This window comes from Pantoea sp. EKM10T (assembly GCF_011800685.1).
Taxonomy (GTDB): domain Bacteria; phylum Pseudomonadota; class Gammaproteobacteria; order Enterobacterales; family Enterobacteriaceae; genus Pantoea; species Pantoea agglomerans.
In genome coordinates, this window is the sequence record NZ_JAALEU010000004.1 from 171,003 (window position 1) to 193,353 (window position 22,351).

The following is a 22,351-nucleotide window of genomic DNA, read 5'->3' on the forward strand; positions in this document are numbered from 1 at the left end:
CCCGCCGTGATTGATCGGGACGCTAGCGGTTCGCGATCACATTTTTTATCATAGAGGCACTTTCCATTGCCGACGAGTCGCCTGTGTCCTCCCACTTCACGATGTTACTGGCAGTATTTGACCGCGCCGCCCTGATGCTGATCTGCCTGTTCTTTCTGACACGCACCCGCCCGTTTCGTCAGCTGCTGCAAAAAGATGAACACACCCGTGCGGAGAAAGTAGCCGTTACTGCCATCTTTTCCCTGTTTGCGCTGTTCAGTACCTGGTCGGGTGTCGATGTCGATGGTTCACTGCTGAATGTGCGGGTCATCGCCGTGATGGCGGGTGGCATTCTGTTTGGTCCCTGGGTCGGGATCGCCACCGGGGTTATTGCCGGTCTGCACCGTTTTCTGATCGATATTCACGGCGTAACCTCCGTGCCCTGCCTGATTACCAGCATCATTGCCGGTATCGTCGCGGGCGGTATTAATCGCCGGGTACTGAAAGAGCACCGCTGGCGTGCCGGTATCGTCGGCGGCATGCTCTGTGAAGCCCTGACGATGTTGTTGATTGTTGTGTGGGCGCGCCCCACCTCACTCGGGCTGGCGATTGTGTCAGAAATTGCTCTGCCGATGATCCTCGGTGCCTCCAGTATCGGCATCATTGTGCTGCTGGTGCAGAGCGTCGAGGGGGAAAAAGAGGCGATTGCTGCCCGCCAGGCCAAGCTGGCGCTGGAGATCGCCAATAAAACCCTGCCGCTGTTCCGTCAGGTGAACAGCGACTCGCTGCGCAACATCTGTGACATTATCCGACGGGAGATCAAAGCCGATGCGGTGGCGATGACCGATAAAAAACAGATTCTGGCCTACGTCGGCTATGGCGAACATAATTATAAACATGGGGATGATGGCATCAGCCCCACCACGGCGCAGTCGATCGCCAGCGGTAAAATTATCATTAAGAACAACGATGAAGCGCATCGCACCAAAGATATTCACTCCATGATTGTGATCCCGCTGTGGGAGAAAGGCAAAGTCACCGGCACGCTGAAAATCTACTATCGCCGCGCACACCGTATTACCGGCTCGCTGAAGGAGATGGCGATCGGCCTGTCACAAATCATCTCAACCCAGCTTGAAGTATCGCGTGCCGAGCAGTTGCGCGAGATGGCTAATAAAGCGGAACTGCGTGCGCTGCAAAGTAAAATAAATCCTCATTTCCTGTTCAACGCCCTGAATGCTATCTCCTCTTCTATCCGGCTCAATCCCGATACCGCCCGTCAGCTGGTGATAAATCTGTCACGCTATCTGCGCTACAACCTGGAACTGAACGACGATGAGCTAATCGACATCCGTAAAGAGCTGTGGCAGGTGAAAGATTACATCGCCATCGAGCAGGCCCGGTTTGGCGATAAGCTGACGATGATCTATGACGTCGATGAGGATCTCCATTTTCTGCTGCCGAGTCTGCTGATCCAGCCTCTGGTGGAGAATGCCATTGTCCATGGCATCCAGCCCTGTAAAGGCAAAGGCGTGGTGACGCTGAGCGTCCGTGATCTGGGCGATCAGGTACGGATCTCGGTGCGGGACACCGGTCAGGGCATCAGTGACGAAGTGATAGCACGGGTGGCGCGTAACGAAATGCCCGGTAATAAAATCGGCCTGCTCAATGTGCATCATCGGGTAAAACTTTTGTCGGGTCAGGGATTGAATATCGTGCGGCATCAGCCGGGCACCGAGATTTCCTTTACGCTGAGTAAGAATGGCCAGCGCCTGGCGGAGAATCTGTTATGAAAGCCATTATTGTGGAAGATGAATTCCTGGCGCAGCAGGAGCTGAGCTGGATGATTCAGCATCACAGCAAAATCGAGATTGAAGCCTGTTTTGACGATGGTCTGGACGTGCTGAAGTACCTGCAACAGCATCGGGTTGATGTGATTTTCCTCGATATCAACATCCCCTCACTGGATGGCATGCTGTTGGCACAGAATATCCATCAGTTTGCCCACAAGCCACTGATTGTCTTTATTACCGCGTGGAAAGAGCATGCGGTGGAAGCGTTTGAGCTGGAGGCGTTTGACTACATTCTCAAGCCCTATCAGGAGTCGAGGATTGTCACCATGCTAAACAAGCTCGAAGCCACAGCGCAGGCGCAGCAGGCGGTCAGCCATCTCAGCGCCACGCCCGCGCCGCAGACGGTCAACCTGATCAAAGATGAGCGCATTATCGTCACTGACGTGAATGATATTTACTACGTTGAGGCGCATGAGAAGCTGACCTTTGTTTATACCCGGCGCGAATCCTACGTGATGTCGATGAATATTACCGAGTTCTGTTCACGCCTGCCGGAACAGCAATTTTTCCGCTGCCACCGCTCTTACTGCGTCAGCCTCAGCAAGATTCGTGAAATCGAGCCGTGGTTTAACAATACCTATCTGCTGAAGCTGCGCGATCTGGAGTTTCAGGTGCCGGTCAGCCGCAGTAAGGTGAAGCAGTTTCGACAGCTGATGCGCCTGTAGCGCAGGAGGGTTAAAGGCCTGTTCAGAAAGGGGGATGGCGAAGCAGGAGAGCAGCAAAAAGTCCGGGGGATTTCCCGATCCTGCCCCGCTGAAGCAGGCAGATCGGGAAAATCGCTCGCGCGCAGAATGGCAGTGCGCGCGAGGTAAAACAGAATCAGATTTCGCGACCCAGCGTCTGGCGCAGATGCGCGCCCGCGCCCAGCAGGCCAGGCTGGTCGTGCGTAATCATATAAACCGGGATGCTGGCAACATAGTCGCGGAAGCGGCCTTTATCTTCAAACGCCGCACGAAAACCCGACGACTTAAAGAACTCCAGGAAGCGTGGCACGATGCCACCGGCAATATAGACACCACCAAAGGTGCCGAGATTCAGCGCCAGGTTGCCGCCGAAACGGCCCATGATGACGCAGAACATTGACAGCGCGCGACGGCAGTCGGTGCAGCTGTCATCCAGCGCACGCTGGCTGACATCTTTCGGCTTCAGGTTTTCCGGCACGCGATTATCCACTTTAACTATCGCACGATAGAGGTTAACCAGACCGGCACCTGACAGCACACGTTCCGCTGAAACATGGCCCAGCTCTTCGCGCAGCACTTCCAGGATCTGATCTTCTTCTTCGCTGTTGGCAGCGAAGTCGACATGACCGCCCTCACCTGGCAGGCTGACCCAGCGCTTGTCCACATGCACCAGATGGCTGACGCCTAATCCGGTGCCGGCACCATAAATCGCGATAGGTTTATCTTTGACTGGCTCTGTACCGCCAAACTGAATCACGTTTTCGGCGGTCAGCATCGGGATCGCCATAGATACCGCAGTGAAGTCGTTAATGATTTCCAGGTGTTCAAAACCGATGTTCTCTTTGAGCTTGCGCGTGGAAAACGCCCAGTCATGGTTGGTCATTTCAACCCAGTCATCGGTAATCGGGCAGGCAATGGCAATACAGCCATCTTTAACGTCCTGCTGTTGTTCATCAAGATAGTGGCGGATGACGGCTTCGAGGCTGTCGTATTCTGATGTTGAGAATGTTTTGGCCTGGGTGATGCTGCCGCTTTCCACCTCACACAGGGCGAGGCGTGCGTTAGTACCGCCGACATCGCCGACCAAGGCATAGGTTGTCATTCTTCTGTTGCTCCGCTTGGGGTCTTAAGAGTTGGAGGACACTATAAAATTCTGCCCATAAAACAACAACGCTCACCGGTGCGATTGGTGAGCGTCTTACTCAGGTGTGCTACAGCCTAACCGCGATAGTCCACCCTGCACAGCGGCAACTATCTGAATCTTAGCCGCCGTTGCGTTGATTCAGGCAGGCGGTGACTTTTCGTAGCAGTGGCGGCAAATCCTCTTTCTGCATGACGACTTCAACCAGAGAGAGCCACTTCGGCTCTGAGAGTCGCGCCATCACTTCCTCTAACTGCACCGTTTCACTGATACGCCAGCTCTGCGCCTGGCCCTGCAGGCTAAGGGCGTGCGGTAAGGCCGTCCAGTTCCACTGGGCAATATCATTGTAACGTTGTGTTGCGCCATGAATCGCCCGTTCGACGGTATAGCCTTCATTATTCAGCAAAAAGAGTATCAGTCGCTGCTGGTCACGCAGCATCGAACCCAGTTCCTGAATTGTCAGCTGCGCCGAACCGTCCCCGATGATCAGGATAACCCGGCGATCAGGATCGGCAGTCTGCGCGCCAAATGCTGCCGGAAGAGTATAGCCGATTGATCCCCATAATGGCTGAACCACCAGCTGCGCCTGCGAGGGCAATCTTAACGCGGCGGCCCCAAAGGCGGCTGTCCCCTGCTCGGCCAGAATAAGGTCGCCGGGTTGCAGGAATGCCTGCATAGCCTGCCAGAACGCCTGCTGGCTGATCGCTGCCGCCGGTTCTGCAGGCTGCGCGGCGGGCGGCGTGGCGCCGGGTTGCCACTGCTGGCCATAGCGTTCAAACAGCGGCAGCAGCTCGCTCAGCGCATCCGCCATCGACAGCGGCGCAAAATTTTCACCGCCCACGCTGGCGCTGAAGGGCTGCAGATCAATCAGTCGCTCAGGGTTAAACTGCTGCGTGAAGCCTGCAGTAATGGTGTCGGTAAATCGCACCCCGACGCAGATCGCCACATCCACCTGCTCGATCTGTTCGCACACCTGACCTGCGCTGGCCTCACCGGCATAGGTACCGACGTAACCCGGCTGCTGTTCATCCAGAACCCCCTTGCCCATCAGCAGGCTGGCACAGGGAATCGCACACTGTTCACGCAGCGCGGCCAGTGCGGACTGCTGCTGCCAGCGCAGCGCAAGAAAATCGGCCAGCAGTGAAACCCGCTGCGCCGGTGCCAGCAAACGTTCCGCCGCATCGCTGAAAGCGCGACGCGCAGCGGGCGAAGAGGATTGATGACTGTTCAGGGGCTGCGCGGGTGGCTGCACCTCCATGGCCGCCACGTCGACGGCCAGCGACAAATAGCCGGGACGACGGGCCTGCAGCGCACTGACGATCACCCGATCAATCTCAGCCGTGGCGTTGTCGGCGGTAAGCTGTGCCGTTGCCGCACTGACTTCTGTGGCCATGCGAATAAAATGCTGGAAATCGCCATCGCCCAGCGAATGATGAACACAATCCCCCTGCAACTGGGCCTGCGTCGCAGGCGCGCCAACGATATGGATCACCGGCAGATACTCGGCATAACTGCCCGCAATGCCATTAATCGCGCTGAGCTCGCCCACACCAAAGGTGGTCAAAAGCGCTCCCGCGCCGTTGCAGCGTGCATAACCGTCTGCCGCATAGGCTGCGTTAAGCTCATTAGCGCAGCCTACCCAGCTGATGGCCGGATGGGCGATGACGTGGTCAAGAAATTGCAGGTTATAGTCGCCCGGCACGCCAAACAGATGCTTTACACCAATCTCCTGCAGACGGGTCAGCAGGTAATCTCCAACAGTGAACGTGGACATTGCGCATTCCTTTCAGGGAAGAGTCGGGTTAAGTATCTGACACAGGATGAAATTAGCGAGGCGTGCCGCTATTTTAGCCAGCCGCAATGGCTGGAAAGGCGACGTTACGCTGGCGGAATATTCTGTAAAAATGCGAATTGCAGCGCGCTGTCACTGAGTGTAACCGTATACACTGATAGACTTTTGGCACATATCCCCGTTTTTACCCAGGAGCGCTGAATGTCCCTTTTCCCTCATCCCGATCGCTATCAACAGATGGAATATCGCCGCAGCGGCCGCAGCGGAATCAAACTGCCCGCCATTTCGCTGGGACTGTGGCATAACTTTGGTGACAGTACCCGGGTCGATAACAGCCGTGAGCTGCTGCGTCATGCGTTTGACCTTGGCATCACGCACTTCGACTTAGCCAACAATTACGGTCCACCCCCTGGCTCAGCCGAAGAGAACTTCGGGCGTATTCTGCGGGAAGATTTTCGTGCCCATCGTGATGAGCTGATCATCTCCACTAAAGCGGGCTATACCATGTGGCAGGGGCCTTATGGGGATTGGGGTTCGCGTAAATATCTGGTCGCCAGTCTGGATCAGAGCCTGAAGCGAATGGGGCTGGAGTATGTGGATATTTTCTATCATCACCGTCCCGATCCGGAAACCCCGCTGGAAGAGACGATGCGCGCGCTGGATCATGTGGTGCGCCAGGGCAAAGCGCTTTACGCTGCCCTTTCTAACTATCCGGCCGATCTCGCCGCCGAAGCGATAGCTATCCTGCGCGATCTCGGCACCCCTTGTCTGATTCACCAGCCGCGCTATTCGATGTTTGAACGCACACCTGAGCAGGGATTGATTCAGACGCTGGGCGATGCGGGCGTCGGCTGTATCGCCTTCTCTCCGCTGGCAGGCGGCGTGCTCACCGATCGCTATCTGCAGGGCATTCCGGAAGATTCGCGCGCGGCCAGCGGCAGCAAGTTCCTGAATGAGAACCAGCTGACGGATGAGAAGATGGAGAAAGTCCGCAAGCTTAATGCTATTGCGCAGCAGCGCGAACAGAAGCTGGCGCAGATGGCGCTGGCGTGGGTGCTGCGCGATGAGCGTGTGACTTCAGTACTGATCGGAGCCAGCAAAACAGCCCAGATCGATGACGCGGTGGCGATGCTCGCTCGCCGTCAGTTCAGCGACAGCGAGTTAGCTGCGATTGACGCGGCGCTGCTGTAACGGTTTTAGCGCCCGGCTGAGGCCGGGCGTTTTCTGCGCCAGAATAGTCTCAAACCCCTTTCTCTCCCCAATTTCCTCACAATCTTCCGACACAATGATGCGGTAACAACAGCAATACGCAGGCATAATCGCTGCGCCGCAACAGCGTCAGACTGTTGATGAGGAGAAGAAAATGAAAAGAGCCCTTATTTTTGCTGCCCTGCTGGCCCTGTTGTCGCCGCTGGCACACCACAAAGCCCAGGCCTCCAGTGCCTCTATTACTCTGGCCCCCGGCGTCACCCTGAATCTTGGCGATCGCGATCGCCGTGGCTATTACTGGGATGGTGGTCGCTGGCGTGAACCGCGCTGGTGGAACGACCGCTATTCTTACAACGAACGCCGCTGGTGGCGACACGAAGAGTGGCGTCGTCAGCAGCAGTGGGAGCGCGAACGCCGCTGGCATGAGCGCGACCGTGAGCGTCGCTGGGAACATCAGTATCGCCGCGATCGTGATCGTGGCTGGGATCATCATGACCGTCGTGGTCCTGACCATCGCGGTCCAGACCATCACGGACACGATCGCCATTAATAAAAACGCCCGGCAGAACCGGGCGTTTCAGACAACACAAAGACTTCAATCAGTGTGATTCTGGCCGCAACGCATAAACTCAACGCGCAGGGAACACGGTCAGAAGAGGAAAGCGTCCCGCGCCATGGACAAAAACGCCGGGAGCGTTTTTGAACAACGCAACGCGTTGGCCCGGCTACGGGCGCACCTCAAGGATGAGGTGCGTAATCGCGCGGGCCGAGCATGTCATGGATGACGGATTTTGCGTCTTTCCGATCTGACCGTGTTTCCTGCGCTGGCTCGGTATCACTGCGAACCTGGCCAGACGTTGCCAACAAGAAAATGCCCGGCATAGCCGGGCGTTTTCTTGTTTACCATAACCGCTACAGCCCCAGCGCTTCACCCACCAGCAGGTAAAGATTCAGCGTAATCACCAGCAGCACGATCAGTCGCCCGGTATTCTGCATCAGACGCGAGTTAACCATATCATCGCCCATCAGCTCGCGGTTGCCGGTAAAGGAGAGCAGCGGAATCAACGCCAGCGCAATACCGAAACTCAGCAGCACCTGACTCATCACCAGCACCCTTGTCGGGTCCCAGCCTGCCCAGATGACAATAAAGGAGGGCAGCATGGTGACGGTTCGGCGCACCCACAGGGGAATATGGAAGTGGATAAAGCCCTGCATCACCACCTGCCCTGCCAGCGTACCGACCACCGTTGAAGATAATCCGGCGGCCACCAGGCTCAGACCAAACACCGTCGCCGCTGCCTGACCTAACAGCGGTTGCAACGTCAGATAGGCCTGATCGAGTTCAGCGATTTTACTGTGGCCGCTGAAGTGAAACGCCGCTGCGGCAGTCGCCATCATCGCCAGGTTAACAAATCCGGCGATGGTCATGGCAATCGCCACATCCAGTTTAGTTGAGGAGTACCGCTGACCTTTGCTGTCCTCACTTTTGCCCTGCGTCAGCGCGGAGTGCAGGTAAATCACGTGCGGCATAATGGTCGCACCCAGCACACCCGCCGCCAGGAATACGGCATCCGACGTTGGTAACGCGGGCAGCGCCATGCCGATCACCAGCTCTTTGACACTGGGCTGGGAGAAAAAGAGTTCGACGATATAGGCCGCCGCCACAAACAGCAGAAGTCCGCCAATCACCAGCTCCAGCGGCTTTTGCCCCCGGCTCTGTAACATCAATATCAGGAACGTGGCGATGCCTGTCAGCACCGCGCCCTGCATCAAAGAAATGCCGAGCAGCAGTTTGAACCCCAGCGCGGCACCGATAAATTCCGCCAGGTCAGTGGCCATGGCGATAATTTCCGCCTGCACCCAGTAAAACCAGACGGCAGGCCGGGGAAAACGATCGCGGATGTGTTCAGCGAGGTTTTTGCCGGTAGCGATACCCAGCTTTGCTGACATCAGCTGAATAAGCATGGCCATGATGTTGGCCCATACCACCACCCACAGCAATTTGTAGCCGTAAGCAGCGCCCGCCTGAATGTTGGTCGCAAAGTTGCCCGGATCGATATAGCCGATAGCGGCGATAAAAGCGGGCCCCAGTAGTGCGAGTTTGACTTTTCTGACTCCGCGAGCGGCGCGCTCGGCGGTACGACTTTCAAACATATCCGGTACCCTGTCTGAACATTTGCCTGCCCCGGCAGCTTAGGGGTTAGCAGGTGCAAGTGAAATTCGTTTGTTGTTATCGGTGTAATAGATGCTGCTATAAAGTATAGCCATTGCTATACATTACAGTAAAGGATGTGATTGCTAAAAATGTGAGCAATAGTGTCACTTTACGCCCGGTGTAAAATTCAGACAATAATTATGTGGTTATCTGAAGTGAAGTATTTGTAAACAGGACGTGATCTCTGGAACTTTTCTGGAAAATATAACGATAGCGAATACTTATATTGTGGTTCAGATCTCGTTTTTAAGTAACGCGTTACATAGAATACGCAACAAAATACAACCCTCCTCAAATTTGGAGCAACCATGTCCCATATTTTGCAATTTCTTTTAGCACTGGTGGTGGTCGGGATACTCGCCTTGCTGGTTAGTCACGATCGTAAAAGCATTCGCATTCGCTACATTATACAGCTACTGGTGATTGAAATTGTGCTCGCCTGGTTCTTCCTGAACTCAGAAGCGGGACTCGGTTTCGTCAAAGGATTCGCGGGCTTCTTTGACCATCTGCTGAAGTATGCCGCTGAGGGTACTAACTTCGTCTTTGGCAACATGAGCGACAAAGGTCTGGCCTTCTTCTTCCTTAACGTATTGTGCCCTATCGTCTTTATCTCTGCGCTGATCGGTATTCTGCAGCATTTCCGTATCCTGCCATGGGTGATTCGCGGTATTGGTACCGTACTGTCGAAAGTGAATGGCATGGGAAAACTGGAATCTTTCAACGCCGTGAGTTCTCTGATACTGGGACAATCAGAAAACTTCATCGCCTATAAAGATATCCTGGGCCAAATGTCACAGCGCCGCATGTACACCATGGCCGCGACCGCGATGTCGACCGTATCGATGTCGATTGTCGGCGCCTACATGACCATGCTGCAGCCGAAGTATGTAGTCGCCGCGCTGGTGCTCAACATGTTCAGCACCTTTATCGTGCTGTCGCTGATCAACCCTTATCGTGTAGAAAACGAAGAAGATCTGCAGTTGCAGGATCTGCACAAAGGCCAGAGCTTCTTTGAGATGCTGGGCGAGTATATCCTGGCCGGTTTCCGCGTCGCGATTATCGTTGCCGCCATGCTGATTGGTTTTATCGCGCTGATTTCAGGTCTGAATGCGCTGTTTGATCTGATCTTCGGCATCTCTTTCCAGGGCGTTCTCGGCTTTGTCTTCTATCCGTTTGCCTGGGTGATGGGCGTACCTGCTGGCGAAGCGTTGCAGGTCGGCAGTATTATGGCGACCAAGCTGGTGTCGAATGAGTTTGTTGCCATGATGGATCTGCAGAAAATCGCGGGTCAGCTGTCACCACATTCAGAAGGTATTCTTTCTGTGTTCCTGGTCTCGTTCGCTAACTTCTCTTCTATCGGCATCGTGGCCGGTGCGATTAAAGGTCTGAACGAAGAACAGGGTAACGTGGTTTCCCGCTTTGGTCTGAAGCTGCTGTACGGCTCTACGCTGGTCAGCGTGCTTTCCGCCGCTATCGCCGGTCTGGTTCTGGCGTTCTAAGCACGGTTCTGCGCACTACTCTAAGCATCAAAGGGCGAGCAGGTCTCGCCCTTCTCTTTCTGCTCTATCCTTGTTCTGCTTCCCGCTGATTCCCCTTTCCCGCGTTACCTCTTTCATTGCACATGTCACATCTGCATTCAGATCGTGCACGAGAGGCGGCACAACGTCCTGCAAACAGCATCGGATGTCATGACAGGTTATGCCGGTTAATAACGCAATTAAGCGTGCGCAGCAGCGTGAATGGCAAAGCAATAGCGTTGGGATCCGCAGCAACTGGCGAATAAGAGATTAATCAGAAAGGATTTTGACAACGGCGTGTCAGAAAATGGTGGAGATAAGCGGGATCGAACCGCTGACCTCTTGCATGCCATGCAAGCGCTCTCCCAGCTGAGCTATACCCCCACATCTGGAATCGTTTTTCAGTGCCAAACTTTCGGGAAGAAGTTTGGTGGAGCTAAGCGGGATCGAACCGCTGACCTCCTGCATGCCATGCAGGCGCTCTCCCAGCTGAGCTATAGCCCCGAACCGAAAAACTGTCGCGTTAAGCGACGGACGGCATAATATGAAACCCCCTCCGGGGTGTCAACGGCAAAATGACATTCTCTGTTTGATCGCTGAAAAAGGCGGCAACCTGCGAAGTTTCAGCAGCATGCTGCAGGGGAAAATCGTGTCTGTTCACACAGGACCGTTTTTTAACTGTTATTCAGTCTGCCGTCAGGTTAATTCACGGTTAAATATGTTATAGGAATTTTCTTGTCTTCGGCTTTTTCGCATGCAAAACTTAGCCCGCTAATTTAGTGGTACCCGGGACCCTCTCCCGCGCACCACGCGTCCACCAGGCGTTATCGTCCCATTAATCATAAAAAAACTACTGAGATACTATGTCGCTGCATACACCTAAAGAAATCGCACAACTGGCGATCCAGTCAGGCGTGGCTAAAAGCCGTGCACCTGTCAGCATCCTTCTGATTCTCGGCTTTATGGCGGGCGCATTTATTGCGACCGGCTTCCTGCTGGATCTTCACGTGATCAACACCCTTCCCGCTGAATGGGGCTCTTTTGGTGGCCTGTTAGGTGCCGCGGTCTTCCCGGTGGGGATCATCATGACCGTGCTGGCGGGTGGTGAACTGCTGACCGGTAATATGATGACCTTACCGGTGGCCTGGTTCGCCCGTCGCATCAGCTTTATGAGCGTGGCGCGCAACTGGTTCTGGGTTACCCTGGCTAACTTTCTCGGCAGCGTGGCTGTCGCCTGGTTCTTTGGTCACATGCTGGGTATGACCGAGGGCGATTACCTGAAGAAGACCGTTGCTATCGCTTCTGCAAAAGTCCACGCTGATTTCCTGCACGCCTTTATTTCCGGTATCGGCTGTAACTGGCTGGTTTGCCTGGCGGTATGGCTGGCCTTTGCCAGTAAAGATGTGGTCGGCAAGATCTTCGGCATGTGGTTCCCGGTGATGGCATTTGTGGCCATTGGCTTCCAGCACGTTGTCGCTAACATGTTTATTATTCCGGCCGCCATTTTTGCCGGTCAGATGAGCTGGGCAGAGTACTTCCCTAATTTTATTGCCGTCTTCTCAGGCAATGCCGTGGGTGGTGCCGTGTTCGTTGGTCTGGCCTATTTCCTTGCATTCCGCCCTGCCGCTGAACCCGCCAGTAATCCTCAGTAATGATGTTTTGCCTTTTGTCGAGAGACAAAAGGCAATTTCAGCTTCAGTTACTTTCACCCGTTACGTTTTGCTGTAATATGTCCTGCTAATGTATTAATCAGGGACTGCATCGTGAAAAAGGAATGGCTTACCCCCGAAGAGCTGGCTGCAGAGACGGGTTACAGTCGGCAAACGGTGAATAAATGGATCAAGCGGGAAAACTGGACGACCACGCCGAAGCCCGGTGTGCAAGGCGGTAAAGCCCGATTGATTCACATTGATGAGCGCGTGAAAAATTTTATTCAGTCGACCCGTAACCTTAACGAGCCGACGGCAACTTATGGCACTCCGTCTAATTCATTACCTGCGTTATTAATAAGTTCCGTCCAGCAAATGACTCAGGACGAGCAGGATCAATTCACTGCACTAATCTTACGCGAAGGTATCAAGGGCGTTTTGCAGCGACTGGGAATCAGCGAAGAGTAAGGTGTATTTATCAGGGAAGGTATGATGAAAAAGGAATGGTTAACACCCGAAGAACTCGCCTCAGAGACGGGCCTGAGCCGACAGACAGTGAACAAATGGATTAAGCGCGAAAACTGGACCACCCTGCCCAGACCCGGCATTCAGGGCGGCAAGGCGCGATTGATTCATGTCGATGATCGCGTAGAAAAATTTATCCATTCGACGCGTAGCCTGCACGAACCTGCCGCAATGTACAGGGTTCCGGCAGATTCACTGACGGCACTGTTAGTAAATGCGGTTCCGCAAATGAGTCAGGCTGAACAGGAGCAGCTGTCAGCGCTGATATTACGGATAGGTATTAAAGGCATGTTGCAGCGTCTGGATATCACTGAAGAGTAAAAACCGGAAGCGCGAAGCTTCCGGTTCTGTTTATTAAGCCTGCGCTTCCCGCTCACTGATAAAGGCCAGCGCCTGCTCAATACGTGCAACGCTGCGGCTGCGGCCTATTGCTTCCACGGTGACATCCAGTCCGGGTGACTGACCGGCACCGGTTACGGCCACGCGCAGCGGCATGCCCACTTTCCCCATCCCGACTTCCAGCTCATCTGCGGTGCTCTGAATAGCCTGATGTACGTTTTCAGCCGTCCACTCTTCGATCGCGGCCAGCTTATCGCGTACCACTTCCAGCGGCTGACGCGCTACCGGACGAAGATGTTTCTTCGCGGCATCGGCATCAAATTCTGCAAAGTCTTCATAGAAGTAGCGGCAGGATGCAGCCATCTCTTTCAATGTTTTGCAGCGCTCGCCTAACAGACCAACCAACTTCGCCAGTTCCGGCCCCGTGCGGGTATCAATTTTCTGCTCTTCAATATGCCACTGCAGGTGTGTCGCCACATATTCTGGCGGCAGCGTATTGATGTAGTGATGGTTCAGCCACTGCAGTTTCTCAGTGTTGAACGCACTGGCAGACTTACTGACTGCATCCAGGGTAAAGAGCTCAGCCATTTCGGCCACGCTGAAGATTTCCTGATCGCCATGTGACCAGCCCAGACGAACCAGGTAGTTGAGCAGCGCTTCTGGCAGGTAGCCATCATCACGATACTGCATCACCCCTACCGCGCCATGACGCTTGGAGAGCTTTTTGCCGTCATCGCCCAGGATCATTGAGACGTGGGCATACACCGGAACCTGCGCGCCAATTGCTTTGAGGATGTTGATCTGACGTGGCGTGTTGTTAATGTGGTCTTCACCGCGAATCACATGGGTGATGCCCATATCCCAGTCATCCACGACGACGCAGAAGTTGTAGGTTGGCGAACCATCGGTGCGGCGGATGATCAGATCATCCAGCTCCTGGTTGCTGAACTCAATCGGGCCACGGATCTGGTCGTCAAAGATGACCGAACCTTCCTGCGGATTGCGGAAACGCACAACGCACGGCTCATCATCTGCATGATGTTCATGGCTGTCACGGCAGCGGCCGTCGTAACGCGGCTTTTCGTTGTTGGCCATCTGCTCTTCACGCAGCGCTTCCAGACGTTCTTTAGAGCAGTAGCATTTATAGGCTGTACCCGCTTCCAGCATTTCATCAATGACCGCGTTGTAACGATCAAAACGTTTTGTCTGGTAGTAAGGGCCTTCATTCCAGTCGAGGCTCAGCCAGTTCATGCCATCCATGATGGCTTCGATAGCTTCCGGCGTGGAGCGCTCCAGATCGGTATCTTCAATGCGCAGCACGAACTCGCCCTGGTTGTGACGGGCAAAGAGCCAGGAGTAAAGTGCGGTACGGGCGCCACCTACATGCAGATAGCCAGTCGGGCTGGGCGCGAAGCGTGTTTTGATTTTCATTGAGTATTGCCTTAGATGCGCGGGTTCTCTGTCTGGATGACAAAAAACAGGTTAGACGCGAAAAAACAGTGGGCACATTCTAGCATCTGACGGTGAATCCTCAATGCATGCCCGCCAGTTGCCGCCCGGGAAAAGGGGCTTTTCTGCCAGTAAAACCAGCACATTGGCTAAAAGCGCGACAGGGTGTTTAAAAATAAACCGAACGCACATTTATGTTTTAAAAAGCGTTGACTCAAAATCAACTATCCCTATAATGCGACTCCACACAGCGGGGGTGATTAGCTCAGTTGGTAGAGCATCTCCCTTACAAGGAGGGGGTCGGCGGTTCGAACCCGTCATCACCCACCACTCTTAACAGCGTGGCCCGCAGTGAACAGGTATGAAGATATGGGTGATTAGCTCAGTTGGTAGAGCATCTCCCTTACAAGGAGGGGGTCGGCGGTTCGAACCCGTCATCACCCACCATATCTTGCCTGTTAGTAGTACTGAAGTACGAAGTGGGTGATTAGCTCAGTTGGTAGAGCATCTCCCTTACAAGGAGGGGGTCGGCGGTTCGAACCCGTCATCACCCACCACTTCGGGTCGTTAGCTCAGTTGGTAGAGCAGTTGACTTTTAATCAATTGGTCGCAGGTTCGAATCCTGCACGACCCACCAATTCAGAATAAAGCGCCTTTAAGGCGCTTTTTTCGTTTCCGGGGCACGGACTTTACCGTGCAGGGTGAGAACCTGCTGCAGGTTCGACTGAATCGCCGGGAGCGATTCAGGCTGATGCGACAGCATCACCCGCAGGGCGAGGCCCACGACGGGCCGAGGCTATCCTGCACGACCCACCAATTCAGAATAAAGCGCCTTTAAGGCGCTTTATTCGTTTCTGCTATTGAGGGATTTCCTGCGCTTCAGAGTGGAACTGCTTTTTCCAGCTATTTCAGACTTTAAACAAAGTGCTGGCTCAGGGAGCACAGGCCTTTCGCAAAGACGCAAAATCGCCATCCATGGCAGGCTCAGCGCGGGCGATTACGCACCTCATCCCTGAGGTGCGCCCGCAGACGGGCCAACGCTTTGCGTTGTTCAAAAACGCTCCCGGCGTTTTTGTCCCTGTCCCGCGATGCTTTGCTACAGGCCTGTGATCCCCTCGCTTTAAGTTTATCTGCTGTCTTTTAGCCCTTTTTGGTGCCTGTTTTTTTTCTGCTGCACTGACATTGGCTTAACAGATAAGCTCTCACCTTTTCGCAAACTTAACAATTTCAGCTCTCAAGTCGTTTCACAGCGTGCCGATAACGTATCTGACAACTTACAGGGAGAAAAATGATGTCTTCAATTTCCGGAATTCTAAGCAGTGCAGTCAGTGGCGGTGACAGCGGTGGCGGCAGTGTTGCCTCGCAGGTCGCGGCGCTGAATAAACAGATTCAGAACGTCTTAACGCAAGTCAAAGAGCTGGCCGACAACAAAGAACTGACTGACGAACAGAAGTCTGAAATGCAGCAGATGTATCAGTCACAAATCACCATGCTGCAGGCACAGATTGCTCAGCTGGAACAGAAGCAGGCCGAGCAGGATCAGCCAAAGAGTGACAGCTCGTCCGTCAGTGAGAGCAAAGCAGACGGGATTAACCGCCCTACCGACACCAACAAAATTGACGTCTACATCTAAAATGCGGGCCTGGCCTCGCGTTGTTGCGCCAGCAGCGTCGCCTGCTGGCGCACCTCCTGCCAGATCGCTTCGGCAGCAGGCGTAAGCGAGCGGTTTTTACGCTTGATCAGCGTGAGGCTGCGATTGATTTCAGGATATAGACGCCGCACCGTTAATGCGCGATCCGCCGGTAACGGTAACGCCAGCGCGGGCAGAATACTGATGCCGATCCCCACCTGTACCATCGGAAACAGCGTAGCGGGATGACCAATCTCCTGAACGACTTCAGCCCTGATATTCTGCTGCTGCATCGCCGCATCAATGAGGACCCGACTACCCGAAGCATAGTCCTGAAGCACCATGGTGCGGCCATCCAGCATTGACCATTCTGCCCTTTCCACCTGCGCCAGCGGATCATCATCACGGCATAGCAGCAGGAAAGGCTCATCCAGAATCGCGATGCTGTCAAAATCGCTGTCGCTGAGTGGCCCAATCACAATCCCGAAATCGACTTCGGCGTTACGCACACTTTGCAGCACCCACTGCTGGGCGCGATCGTGCAGTATCACTTTGATGTCAGGAAAGTGTTGCTGGCTGGCGGCCAGACATTGCGGCATCAGATGAGCGGAAATGGTCTGGCTGGCTGCCACCCTGACGGTACCACTGCGCTGTTCGCCAAAACTGCGGATATCCAGCAGCGTGGTATGAATCTCCTCCAGCAGGCGCTCCATGCGTGACGCCAGCTGTTTTCCCGCTTCAGTCAGCATCACCTCCCGGGTGGTTCGATCCAGCAATCGCACGCCGGTTTCCGCTTCCAGCTCTTTAATACTGTGGCTGACCGCCGACTGACTCAGACCTATCGCCTGCCCCGCCTGGCTGAATCCGCCATAGTGTGCCACCGCAATAAAGGTTCGTAGCTGACGCAGGGTATAATTCATCGATTCTGCTCATAGATTAATTCAATAAATCAATTTTATTTCTAAACAGGTTTCACGCACAATCGCGCTATTGAAAATTTACCGGAATTTAACAATGGGATTTTTAAAACTCGATCCGATGATGATTAAACTCATCATCACCGTGCTGCTGGCCTCTTTTCTGCCAGCCAGAGGGATCTACGTTGATATATTCAGCTATCTCGCGACGGCAGCGATAGCACTGCTGTTCTTTATGCATGGTGCCAAGCTGTCGCGTGAAAAGATCATCTCAGGCAGCAGTCACTGGCGGTTGCATCTGTGGATTATGTTCAGCACCTTTGTGCTGTTTCCGGTGCTGGGTCTGTTGCTGGTCTGGTGGCATCCGGTTAATGTCGGCCCGGAAATTTATACCGGCTTTATCTACCTCTGTATCCTGCCTGCGACCGTGCAATCCGCTATCGCGTTTACCTCCATGGCGGGCGGTAACGTTGCGGCAGCGGTATGCAGCGCCTCTGCATCAAGCCTGCTGGGTGTGTTTATTTCGCCGTTGCTGGTGAACCTGGTGATGGATATTCACAGCAGCGCGCCCAGCGATGGACTGGAGCAGATCGGGAAGATTATGCTGCAACTGATGGTGCCTTTCGTACTGGGACACCTCTCACGGCGCTGGATCGGTGGCTGGGTTGAGAAGCACCGCAGCCTGATTGGCAAAACCGACCAGACCTCGATTCTGCTGGTGGTCTACTCCGCCTTCAGTGAAGCGGTGGTTAATGGCATCTGGCATCGCGTTGGGTTGATTACGCTGCTGTGGATTGTGGCAGGCTCAATCATTCTGCTGACCGCCGTGCTGATTATCAACCTGCTGGCCTCGCGTCTGTTCCGCTTTAAACGCGCCGATGAGATTGTGGTGCTGTTTTGTGGTTCGAAGAAGAGTCTCGCGAATGGCGTGCCGATGGCGAATATCCTGTTCCCGGCCAGTACCGTGGGGATTATTGTGCTGCCGCTGATGATTTTCCATCAGGTACAGCTGATGGTCTGCTCATTTATTGCCGGACGTTATAAGAAGACCAATGAGAAGCAGCAGGCTGTGCAGGTCAAAGATTCGGTGATGGAGTCTCAGAAATAGATCGGCTGCCCGCCAGTGCGGGCAGCGTTACTTACGGGTCTGAAGCGGTTTAACTAACCCTTCCAGACCCTCAATTTTTATTGTCAGGGTGAGTTGCATGAGATCACCCAGCAGACCAGACGGAAAGTCCCCACTGCGGGCAAACCACAGCAGATAAGGCTCAGGCAGATCGATCAGCATCCGCCCCTTATATTTGCCAAACGGCATAGGCGTATTAGCTATCGCCACCAGCTGATGTTCATCCATCTGAGGCTCCCAGCAGGCGGATCATTTCTGCTTCATCAATCACTTCAATGCCAAGCTCCGCTGCTTTCGCCAGCTTTGAACCGGCCGCTTCACCGGCAATCAGCAAATCGGTTTTCTTCGAAACACTTCCGCTGACTTTTGCGCCCAGTGCGATCAGCTGCGCTTTGGCATCATCGCGGTTCATCTGCGACAGTGAGCCGGTCAGCACCACCGTTTTACCCGCGAACGGACTGTCGATCTCTTCGGCTCTCACCACCACCACCTGCGGCCAGTGAATACCGATATCCTCGACCAGCTGGCGGATAACCTCACGGTTGCTTTCTTCTTCCATAAAGTTGCGCACGTGTGCCGCAACGACTTTGCCGACATCCGGCACCGCAATCAGCGCCTCAAGATCGGCATCCATGACCTTCTGCAACTCACCAAAATGGTTAGCCAGATTGGCAGCGGTGGCTTCACCCACTTCACGAATGCCCAGTGCATAGAGGAAACGCGCCAGCGTAGTCGATTTCGCTTTCTCCAGCGCGTCGACAACGTTTTGCGCCGATTTCGGCCCCATGCGATCCAGTCCGGTCAGTTTGCCCGCCGTGAGACGGAACAGATCCGCAGGTGTGTTGACGTACTCTTTCTCCACCAACTGGTCGATAATCTTATCGCCCATGCCATCAACATCCAGTGCCCGGCGCGAGACAAAATGCTTCAGCGCCTCTTTGCGCTGAGCACCGCAGATTAAACCGCCCGTGCAGCGCGTGACCGATTCCCCTTCGACCCGTTCAACCTCGGAACCACAAACCGGACAGTGTGCCGGGAACAGGACTTCACGCGTCTGTTCAGGGCGCTCGGCGAGCACCACGTTGACCACCTGCGGGATCACATCACCGGCGCGGCGAATGACCACCCGATCGCCGATGCGTAATCCCAGCCGCTCGATTTCATCCGCATTATGCAGCGTGGCATTGCTGACGATCACGCCCGCGACCTGCACCGGCTCAAGGCGAGCTACCGGTGTGATAGCCCCGGTGCGGCCAACCTGAAATTCGACGTCCCGCACCCAGGTCAGTTGTTCCTGTGCCGGGAATTTAAAGGCAATCGCCCAGCGCGGCGCGCGCGCCACAAAGCCCAGTTTTTCCTGCAGTTCCTGTGAATCGACTTTGATCACCACGCCATCAATATCAAAACCCAGATTCGGACGCTGTTGCTCAATATCACGATAGAAGGCCAGGGCTTCTTCTGCGTTGTTCACCAGCTTAATGCGGTCGCTGACCGGCAGGCCCCAGGCTTTAAACTGTTGCAGACGCCCCATGTGACTGTGCGGCATCTCACCGCCTTCCAGCAGGCCAAAACCGTAGCAGAAGAAGGTCAGCGGACGTTTGGCGGTAATGCGCGGATCCAGCTGACGCAGAGAACCGGCTGCTGCATTGCGCGGATTAGCAAAGACTTTGCCATCAGTCCGGCGTGCTTCCTCATTCAGCTTTTCAAAGCCGCGCTGCGTCATAAATATTTCGCCACGCACTTCCAGCCGTGCCGGAATGTTGTCGCCTTTAAGCCGCAGCGGGATAGCGCGAATGGTGCGGACATTGGCGGTAATGTTCTCGCCGGTTGTGCCGTCACCGCGCGTTGCGGCCTGGACCAGCAGACCATTTTCATACATCAGGCTGACCGCAGCGCCATCGAGCTTGAGTTCACAGCAGTAGGTTATGTCGTCACTGCTTTTCAGGCGATCCTGCACCCGCTTGTTGAAAGCCATAAACGTGGCTTCATCAAAGGCGTTATCCAGCGACAGCATCGGGACTTCATGGCGCACCTGCTCGAAGACCGTCAGCGGCGCGGCACCCACGCGTTGTGTCGGCGAGTCTGGCGTAATGAGATCCGGGTGTTCCTCCTCCAGCTGACGCAGTTCGCGCATCAGACGATCGTATTCAGCATCCGGCACTTCCGGCGCATCCATAACGTGATAGAGATATTCATGATGGCGCAACGTGGTGCGCAGTTCGGTGATGTGATCCTGGACGGATTTCATAAAGCCCCATCAGATAAAAAACCCCCGACAGGCGGGGGTTTGTTTTTAACAATTCAGATAGCGTTTAGCGCAGGTCTCAGACGCCAACCACATCGCGGATACGCGCTTTGTAAGTTTCCAGCTTCTGTGGCGTCATCATGCGACGCTCATCATCCAGCACCACGCCACCTACATCATCAGCGATACGCTGAGCCGACTGCAGCATCAGCTTGAAGTTCTGATTCGCATCGCCATAAGAAGGCACCATCATAAAGATAGAGATGCCAGGCGTGCTGAAATCGGTCATCAGGTCAGGATTGAATGAGCCCGGCTTAACCATATTGGCCAGACTGAACAATACAGGGCCGCTGCCAGCCGGACTGAGATGACGATGGAAAATGTTCATTTCACCAAACTGGAAGCCCGCCTGGAGAATACCCTGCAGTAGTGCCTCACCGTTCAGTTCACCGCCCGAGTGTGCGGCAACATGCAGCACCAGTACCGCTTCTTTCGGTTTTTCCGCTGGCGCTTTAGCAGCAGGCTGTGCTGGCGCGGGCGCCGGTGTCACTTCAGGCTGCGGCTCAGGTTCTGCCTGGTACTGCGGTGCTGGCTGTACAGATTCCAGCGGGTCGAGATCCAGCAGTGGGTCGGCCTGAACGGGCGGCGCGACAAAGGTGGGTGCGGGCTGCTGACGAACCGGTTCAGGGCGCGACTGCGGAGCAGGCTGCGGTGCCGTGTTAAAAAGCGGGTCGCTTTCAGGTTCGGGTTGCGGTGCGGGTCGTGGCGCAGGCTGACGCACAGGCTCAGCGGGCGCAGGCTTACGCGGCGCTTCTGGCTGTGGCTCGCGAATCTCATCGAAACGCGGTTCCTGATGTACGTTGCGATCAGAACGAACGCGAACCTCGCCGACGCCATCATCCTCGTCGTCAATCAGGTCCTGCTCATCATTTTCATCACGTTGTTTTAGACGTTTGTGCGGGCGATCGCGGAACACTGACGAACGCTCTTTACGGCTGGTCCACAGCCCGTGAAGAAGGAGCGCTATAATGGCGATCGCGCCAACAACGATTAATATCAGACGCAAATCCTGCATCATTGTATTCTCTGTTGTTCCAATACCTTGCCACCGCGGCAAACTTTATCCTCTAACTGTATTTGCCCTGCTACACAAGTGCAAGTCTGTGCACTATTTTCTGACAAATAAGATAGGCAACCCACGCTTTTTCGCTGTTTTTTTACCCAAACGGCACCTGGCCTGGAGAAAAAGCCAGGTTATAGTGGGCGCGCCTTAACATCTTCAGGAGAACTGGCTTTATGGCCATTGAGAATTCCGTCTCAAATTTTAACGGCATGCACTACTTTAGCCAGGGCTGGAAACTGGTACGTCTGCCTGGCATTCGCCGCTTTGTAGTGATGCCGTTGCTGATCAATATCGTGATGCTGGGTGGCGCTTTCATCTGGCTGTTCTATCGTCTCGGTGACTGGATCCCGCGGCTGATGGCCCATATTCCGGACTGGCTGCAGTGGCTGAGCTATCTGTTATGGCCGCTGTCGGTGATTGCGATTGTGCTGGTGTTTAGCTACTTCTTTTCGACCCTGGCAAACTTAATTGCCGCTCCGTTTTGCGGCCTGCTGGCCGAGCAGCTGGAAGGCCGCCTGACAGGCAAGCCTCTGCCGGACAGCGGCTGGGCTGGAATGATCAAGGATGTGCCGCGCATTATGAAGCGCGAGATGCAAAAACTGGGTTATTACCTGCCCCGCGCGCTGGGACTGCTGCTGCTCTACTTTATTCCTGGCTTTGGCCAGACCGTTGCGCCGGTGCTGTGGTTCCTGTTCAGCGCCTGGATGTTGTCCATCCAGTATTGCGACTATCCGTTCGATAACCACAAAGTGCCGTTTCAGCAGATGCGCAACGCCCTGCGTCAACACAAAACGGCCAATATGCAGTTTGGCGCGCTAATCAGTCTGTTCACCATGATCCCGGTTCTGAACCTGGTGATCATGCCGGTTGCCGTCTGCGGTGCCACCGCCATGTGGGTCGATCGCTACCGGTCAACGCTGGCACGTCATGAGTTGCGTTAAATTCATCAGCGCGCCTTA

At 54.7% G+C, this 22,351-nt stretch carries 19 protein-coding genes, 6 tRNA genes and 1 other RNA gene; 16 read left to right on the forward strand and 10 right to left on the reverse strand.

Annotated elements, in window-relative coordinates; genetic code table 11:
• Positions 1-101: 101 nt before the first annotated feature.
• Together HFD95_RS09740 and HFD95_RS09745 are read left to right on the forward strand one after the other, a co-directional pair.
• On the forward strand, positions 102-1,772 hold the full coding sequence (locus HFD95_RS09740) for a sensor histidine kinase (RefSeq protein WP_010257859.1): 1,671 nt from the start codon (positions 102-104) through the stop codon (positions 1,770-1,772).
• Entirely contained in the window at positions 1,769-2,497 is a 729-nt protein-coding gene (locus tag HFD95_RS09745; RefSeq protein ID WP_003848909.1) for a LytTR family DNA-binding domain-containing protein, read from the forward strand. Before HFD95_RS09740 ends, HFD95_RS09745 begins: the two co-directional genes overlap by 4 nt.
• A 154-nt stretch (positions 2,498-2,651) precedes the next feature.
• Here the strand turns inward: HFD95_RS09745 and glk are convergent, their stop codons facing one another.
• On the reverse strand, positions 2,652-3,617 hold the full coding sequence (glk, locus tag HFD95_RS09750; RefSeq protein WP_010257856.1) for a glucokinase: 966 nt from the start codon (positions 3,615-3,617) through the stop codon (positions 2,652-2,654).
• 160 nt (positions 3,618-3,777) lie between these two features.
• Positions 3,778-5,430 (reverse strand): indolepyruvate decarboxylase, encoded by a 1,653-nt coding sequence (gene ipdC, locus HFD95_RS09755; RefSeq protein ID WP_167430177.1) that lies wholly within the window; start codon positions 5,428-5,430, stop codon positions 3,778-3,780.
• A gap of 219 nt (positions 5,431-5,649) precedes the next feature.
• On the opposite strand from ipdC, the gene mgrA reads away from it, so the two are divergent.
• Both mgrA and HFD95_RS09765 read left to right on the forward strand, forming a co-directional pair.
• Positions 5,650-6,639: an L-glyceraldehyde 3-phosphate reductase gene (gene mgrA, locus HFD95_RS09760; RefSeq protein WP_010257851.1), complete on the forward strand. Its 990-nt coding sequence runs from the start codon at positions 5,650-5,652 to the stop codon at positions 6,637-6,639.
• A 172-nt stretch (positions 6,640-6,811) separates the two neighbouring features.
• Positions 6,812-7,207, forward strand: a complete 396-nt coding sequence (locus HFD95_RS09765; RefSeq protein ID WP_167430178.1) for a DUF2502 domain-containing protein — start codon at positions 6,812-6,814, stop codon at positions 7,205-7,207.
• Positions 7,208-7,569: 362 nt separating this feature from the next.
• On the opposite strand, the gene HFD95_RS09770 is transcribed toward HFD95_RS09765, so the two are convergent.
• Positions 7,570-8,811 carry an Nramp family divalent metal transporter gene (locus HFD95_RS09770; protein ID WP_010257845.1) on the reverse strand — a complete coding sequence of 414 codons (1,242 nt, stop codon included), beginning with the start codon at positions 8,809-8,811 and terminating at the stop codon, positions 7,570-7,572.
• 369 nt (positions 8,812-9,180) lie between these two features.
• On the opposite strand from HFD95_RS09770, the gene HFD95_RS09775 reads away from it, so the two are divergent.
• Positions 9,181-10,371, forward strand: coding sequence for a NupC/NupG family nucleoside CNT transporter (locus tag HFD95_RS09775; RefSeq protein ID WP_010671371.1), 1,191 nt, complete (start codon positions 9,181-9,183; stop codon positions 10,369-10,371).
• A 326-nt stretch (positions 10,372-10,697) separates the two neighbouring features.
• On the opposite strand, the gene HFD95_RS09780 is transcribed toward HFD95_RS09775, so the two are convergent.
• Both HFD95_RS09780 and HFD95_RS09785 read right to left on the reverse strand, forming a co-directional pair.
• A tRNA-Ala gene (locus HFD95_RS09780) sits at positions 10,698-10,773 on the reverse strand.
• Positions 10,774-10,817: 44 nt separating this feature from the next.
• Positions 10,818-10,893: transfer RNA gene (locus tag HFD95_RS09785), tRNA-Ala, on the reverse strand.
• A gap of 359 nt (positions 10,894-11,252) precedes the next feature.
• Here HFD95_RS09785 and HFD95_RS09790 point away from each other — a divergent pair.
• The 3 genes from HFD95_RS09790 (at position 11,253) to HFD95_RS09800 (ending at position 12,884) form a co-directional block, all read left to right on the forward strand.
• Positions 11,253-12,041 carry a formate/nitrite transporter family protein gene (locus tag HFD95_RS09790; protein WP_010257841.1) on the forward strand — a complete coding sequence of 263 codons (789 nt, stop codon included), beginning with the start codon at positions 11,253-11,255 and terminating at the stop codon, positions 12,039-12,041.
• Between the two features lie 111 nt (positions 12,042-12,152).
• Positions 12,153-12,506: a YfeC-like transcriptional regulator gene (locus tag HFD95_RS09795; RefSeq protein ID WP_122889726.1), complete on the forward strand. Its 354-nt coding sequence runs from the start codon at positions 12,153-12,155 to the stop codon at positions 12,504-12,506.
• A 24-nt stretch (positions 12,507-12,530) separates the two neighbouring features.
• Positions 12,531-12,884: a YfeC-like transcriptional regulator gene (locus HFD95_RS09800; RefSeq protein WP_010257835.1), complete on the forward strand. Its 354-nt coding sequence runs from the start codon at positions 12,531-12,533 to the stop codon at positions 12,882-12,884.
• Positions 12,885-12,917: 33 nt separating this feature from the next.
• Here the strand turns inward: HFD95_RS09800 and gltX are convergent, their stop codons facing one another.
• The gene (gene gltX / locus HFD95_RS09805) at positions 12,918-14,333 is read right to left on the reverse strand and encodes a glutamate--tRNA ligase (RefSeq protein ID WP_010257834.1); all 1,416 of its coding nucleotides are present in this window, start codon (positions 14,331-14,333) and stop codon (positions 12,918-12,920) included.
• A 272-nt stretch (positions 14,334-14,605) separates the two neighbouring features.
• Here gltX and HFD95_RS09810 point away from each other — a divergent pair.
• From HFD95_RS09810 to HFD95_RS09835, 6 genes are all read left to right on the forward strand, one after another.
• Positions 14,606-14,681: transfer RNA gene (locus HFD95_RS09810), tRNA-Val, on the forward strand.
• A 41-nt stretch (positions 14,682-14,722) separates the two neighbouring features.
• A tRNA-Val gene (locus HFD95_RS09815) sits at positions 14,723-14,798 on the forward strand.
• A 34-nt stretch (positions 14,799-14,832) separates the two neighbouring features.
• Positions 14,833-14,908: transfer RNA gene (locus HFD95_RS09820), tRNA-Val, on the forward strand.
• A 4-nt stretch (positions 14,909-14,912) separates the two neighbouring features.
• A tRNA-Lys gene (locus HFD95_RS09825) sits at positions 14,913-14,988 on the forward strand.
• 43 nt (positions 14,989-15,031) lie between these two features.
• A non-coding RNA gene (locus HFD95_RS09830) (RtT sRNA) lies at positions 15,032-15,167 on the forward strand.
• 475 nt (positions 15,168-15,642) lie between these two features.
• On the forward strand, positions 15,643-15,984 hold the full coding sequence (locus HFD95_RS09835) for a FlxA-like family protein (protein WP_010259880.1): 342 nt from the start codon (positions 15,643-15,645) through the stop codon (positions 15,982-15,984).
• Here HFD95_RS09835 and HFD95_RS09840 read toward each other — a convergent pair.
• Positions 15,981-16,901: a LysR family transcriptional regulator gene (locus HFD95_RS09840; RefSeq protein WP_010259882.1), complete on the reverse strand. Its 921-nt coding sequence runs from the start codon at positions 16,899-16,901 to the stop codon at positions 15,981-15,983. The genes HFD95_RS09835 and HFD95_RS09840 overlap by 4 nt on opposite strands.
• 94 nt (positions 16,902-16,995) lie before the next feature.
• On the opposite strand from HFD95_RS09840, the gene HFD95_RS09845 reads away from it, so the two are divergent.
• Entirely contained in the window at positions 16,996-18,006 is a 1,011-nt protein-coding gene (locus tag HFD95_RS09845) for a bile acid:sodium symporter family protein (RefSeq protein WP_031590532.1), read from the forward strand.
• A gap of 27 nt (positions 18,007-18,033) precedes the next feature.
• Here HFD95_RS09845 and HFD95_RS09850 read toward each other — a convergent pair whose 3' ends face one another.
• From HFD95_RS09850 to zipA, 3 genes are all read right to left on the reverse strand, one after another.
• Positions 18,034-18,252 (reverse strand): DUF3820 family protein, encoded by a 219-nt coding sequence (locus HFD95_RS09850; RefSeq protein WP_003848878.1) that lies wholly within the window; start codon positions 18,250-18,252, stop codon positions 18,034-18,036.
• A complete protein-coding gene (gene ligA, locus HFD95_RS09855; RefSeq protein WP_167430179.1) occupies positions 18,245-20,272 on the reverse strand; it encodes an NAD-dependent DNA ligase LigA in 2,028 nt (675 codons plus the stop codon). The genes HFD95_RS09850 and ligA overlap by 8 nt, the downstream gene beginning before the upstream one ends.
• A gap of 76 nt (positions 20,273-20,348) precedes the next feature.
• Entirely contained in the window at positions 20,349-21,347 is a 999-nt protein-coding gene (gene zipA, locus HFD95_RS09860; protein WP_022624162.1) for a cell division protein ZipA, read from the reverse strand.
• 218 nt (positions 21,348-21,565) lie between these two features.
• Between zipA and cysZ the strand changes: the two genes are divergently transcribed.
• Positions 21,566-22,333 (forward strand): sulfate transporter CysZ, encoded by a 768-nt coding sequence (gene cysZ / locus HFD95_RS09865; RefSeq protein WP_060680702.1) that lies wholly within the window; start codon positions 21,566-21,568, stop codon positions 22,331-22,333.
• Positions 22,334-22,351 lie beyond the last annotated feature (18 nt).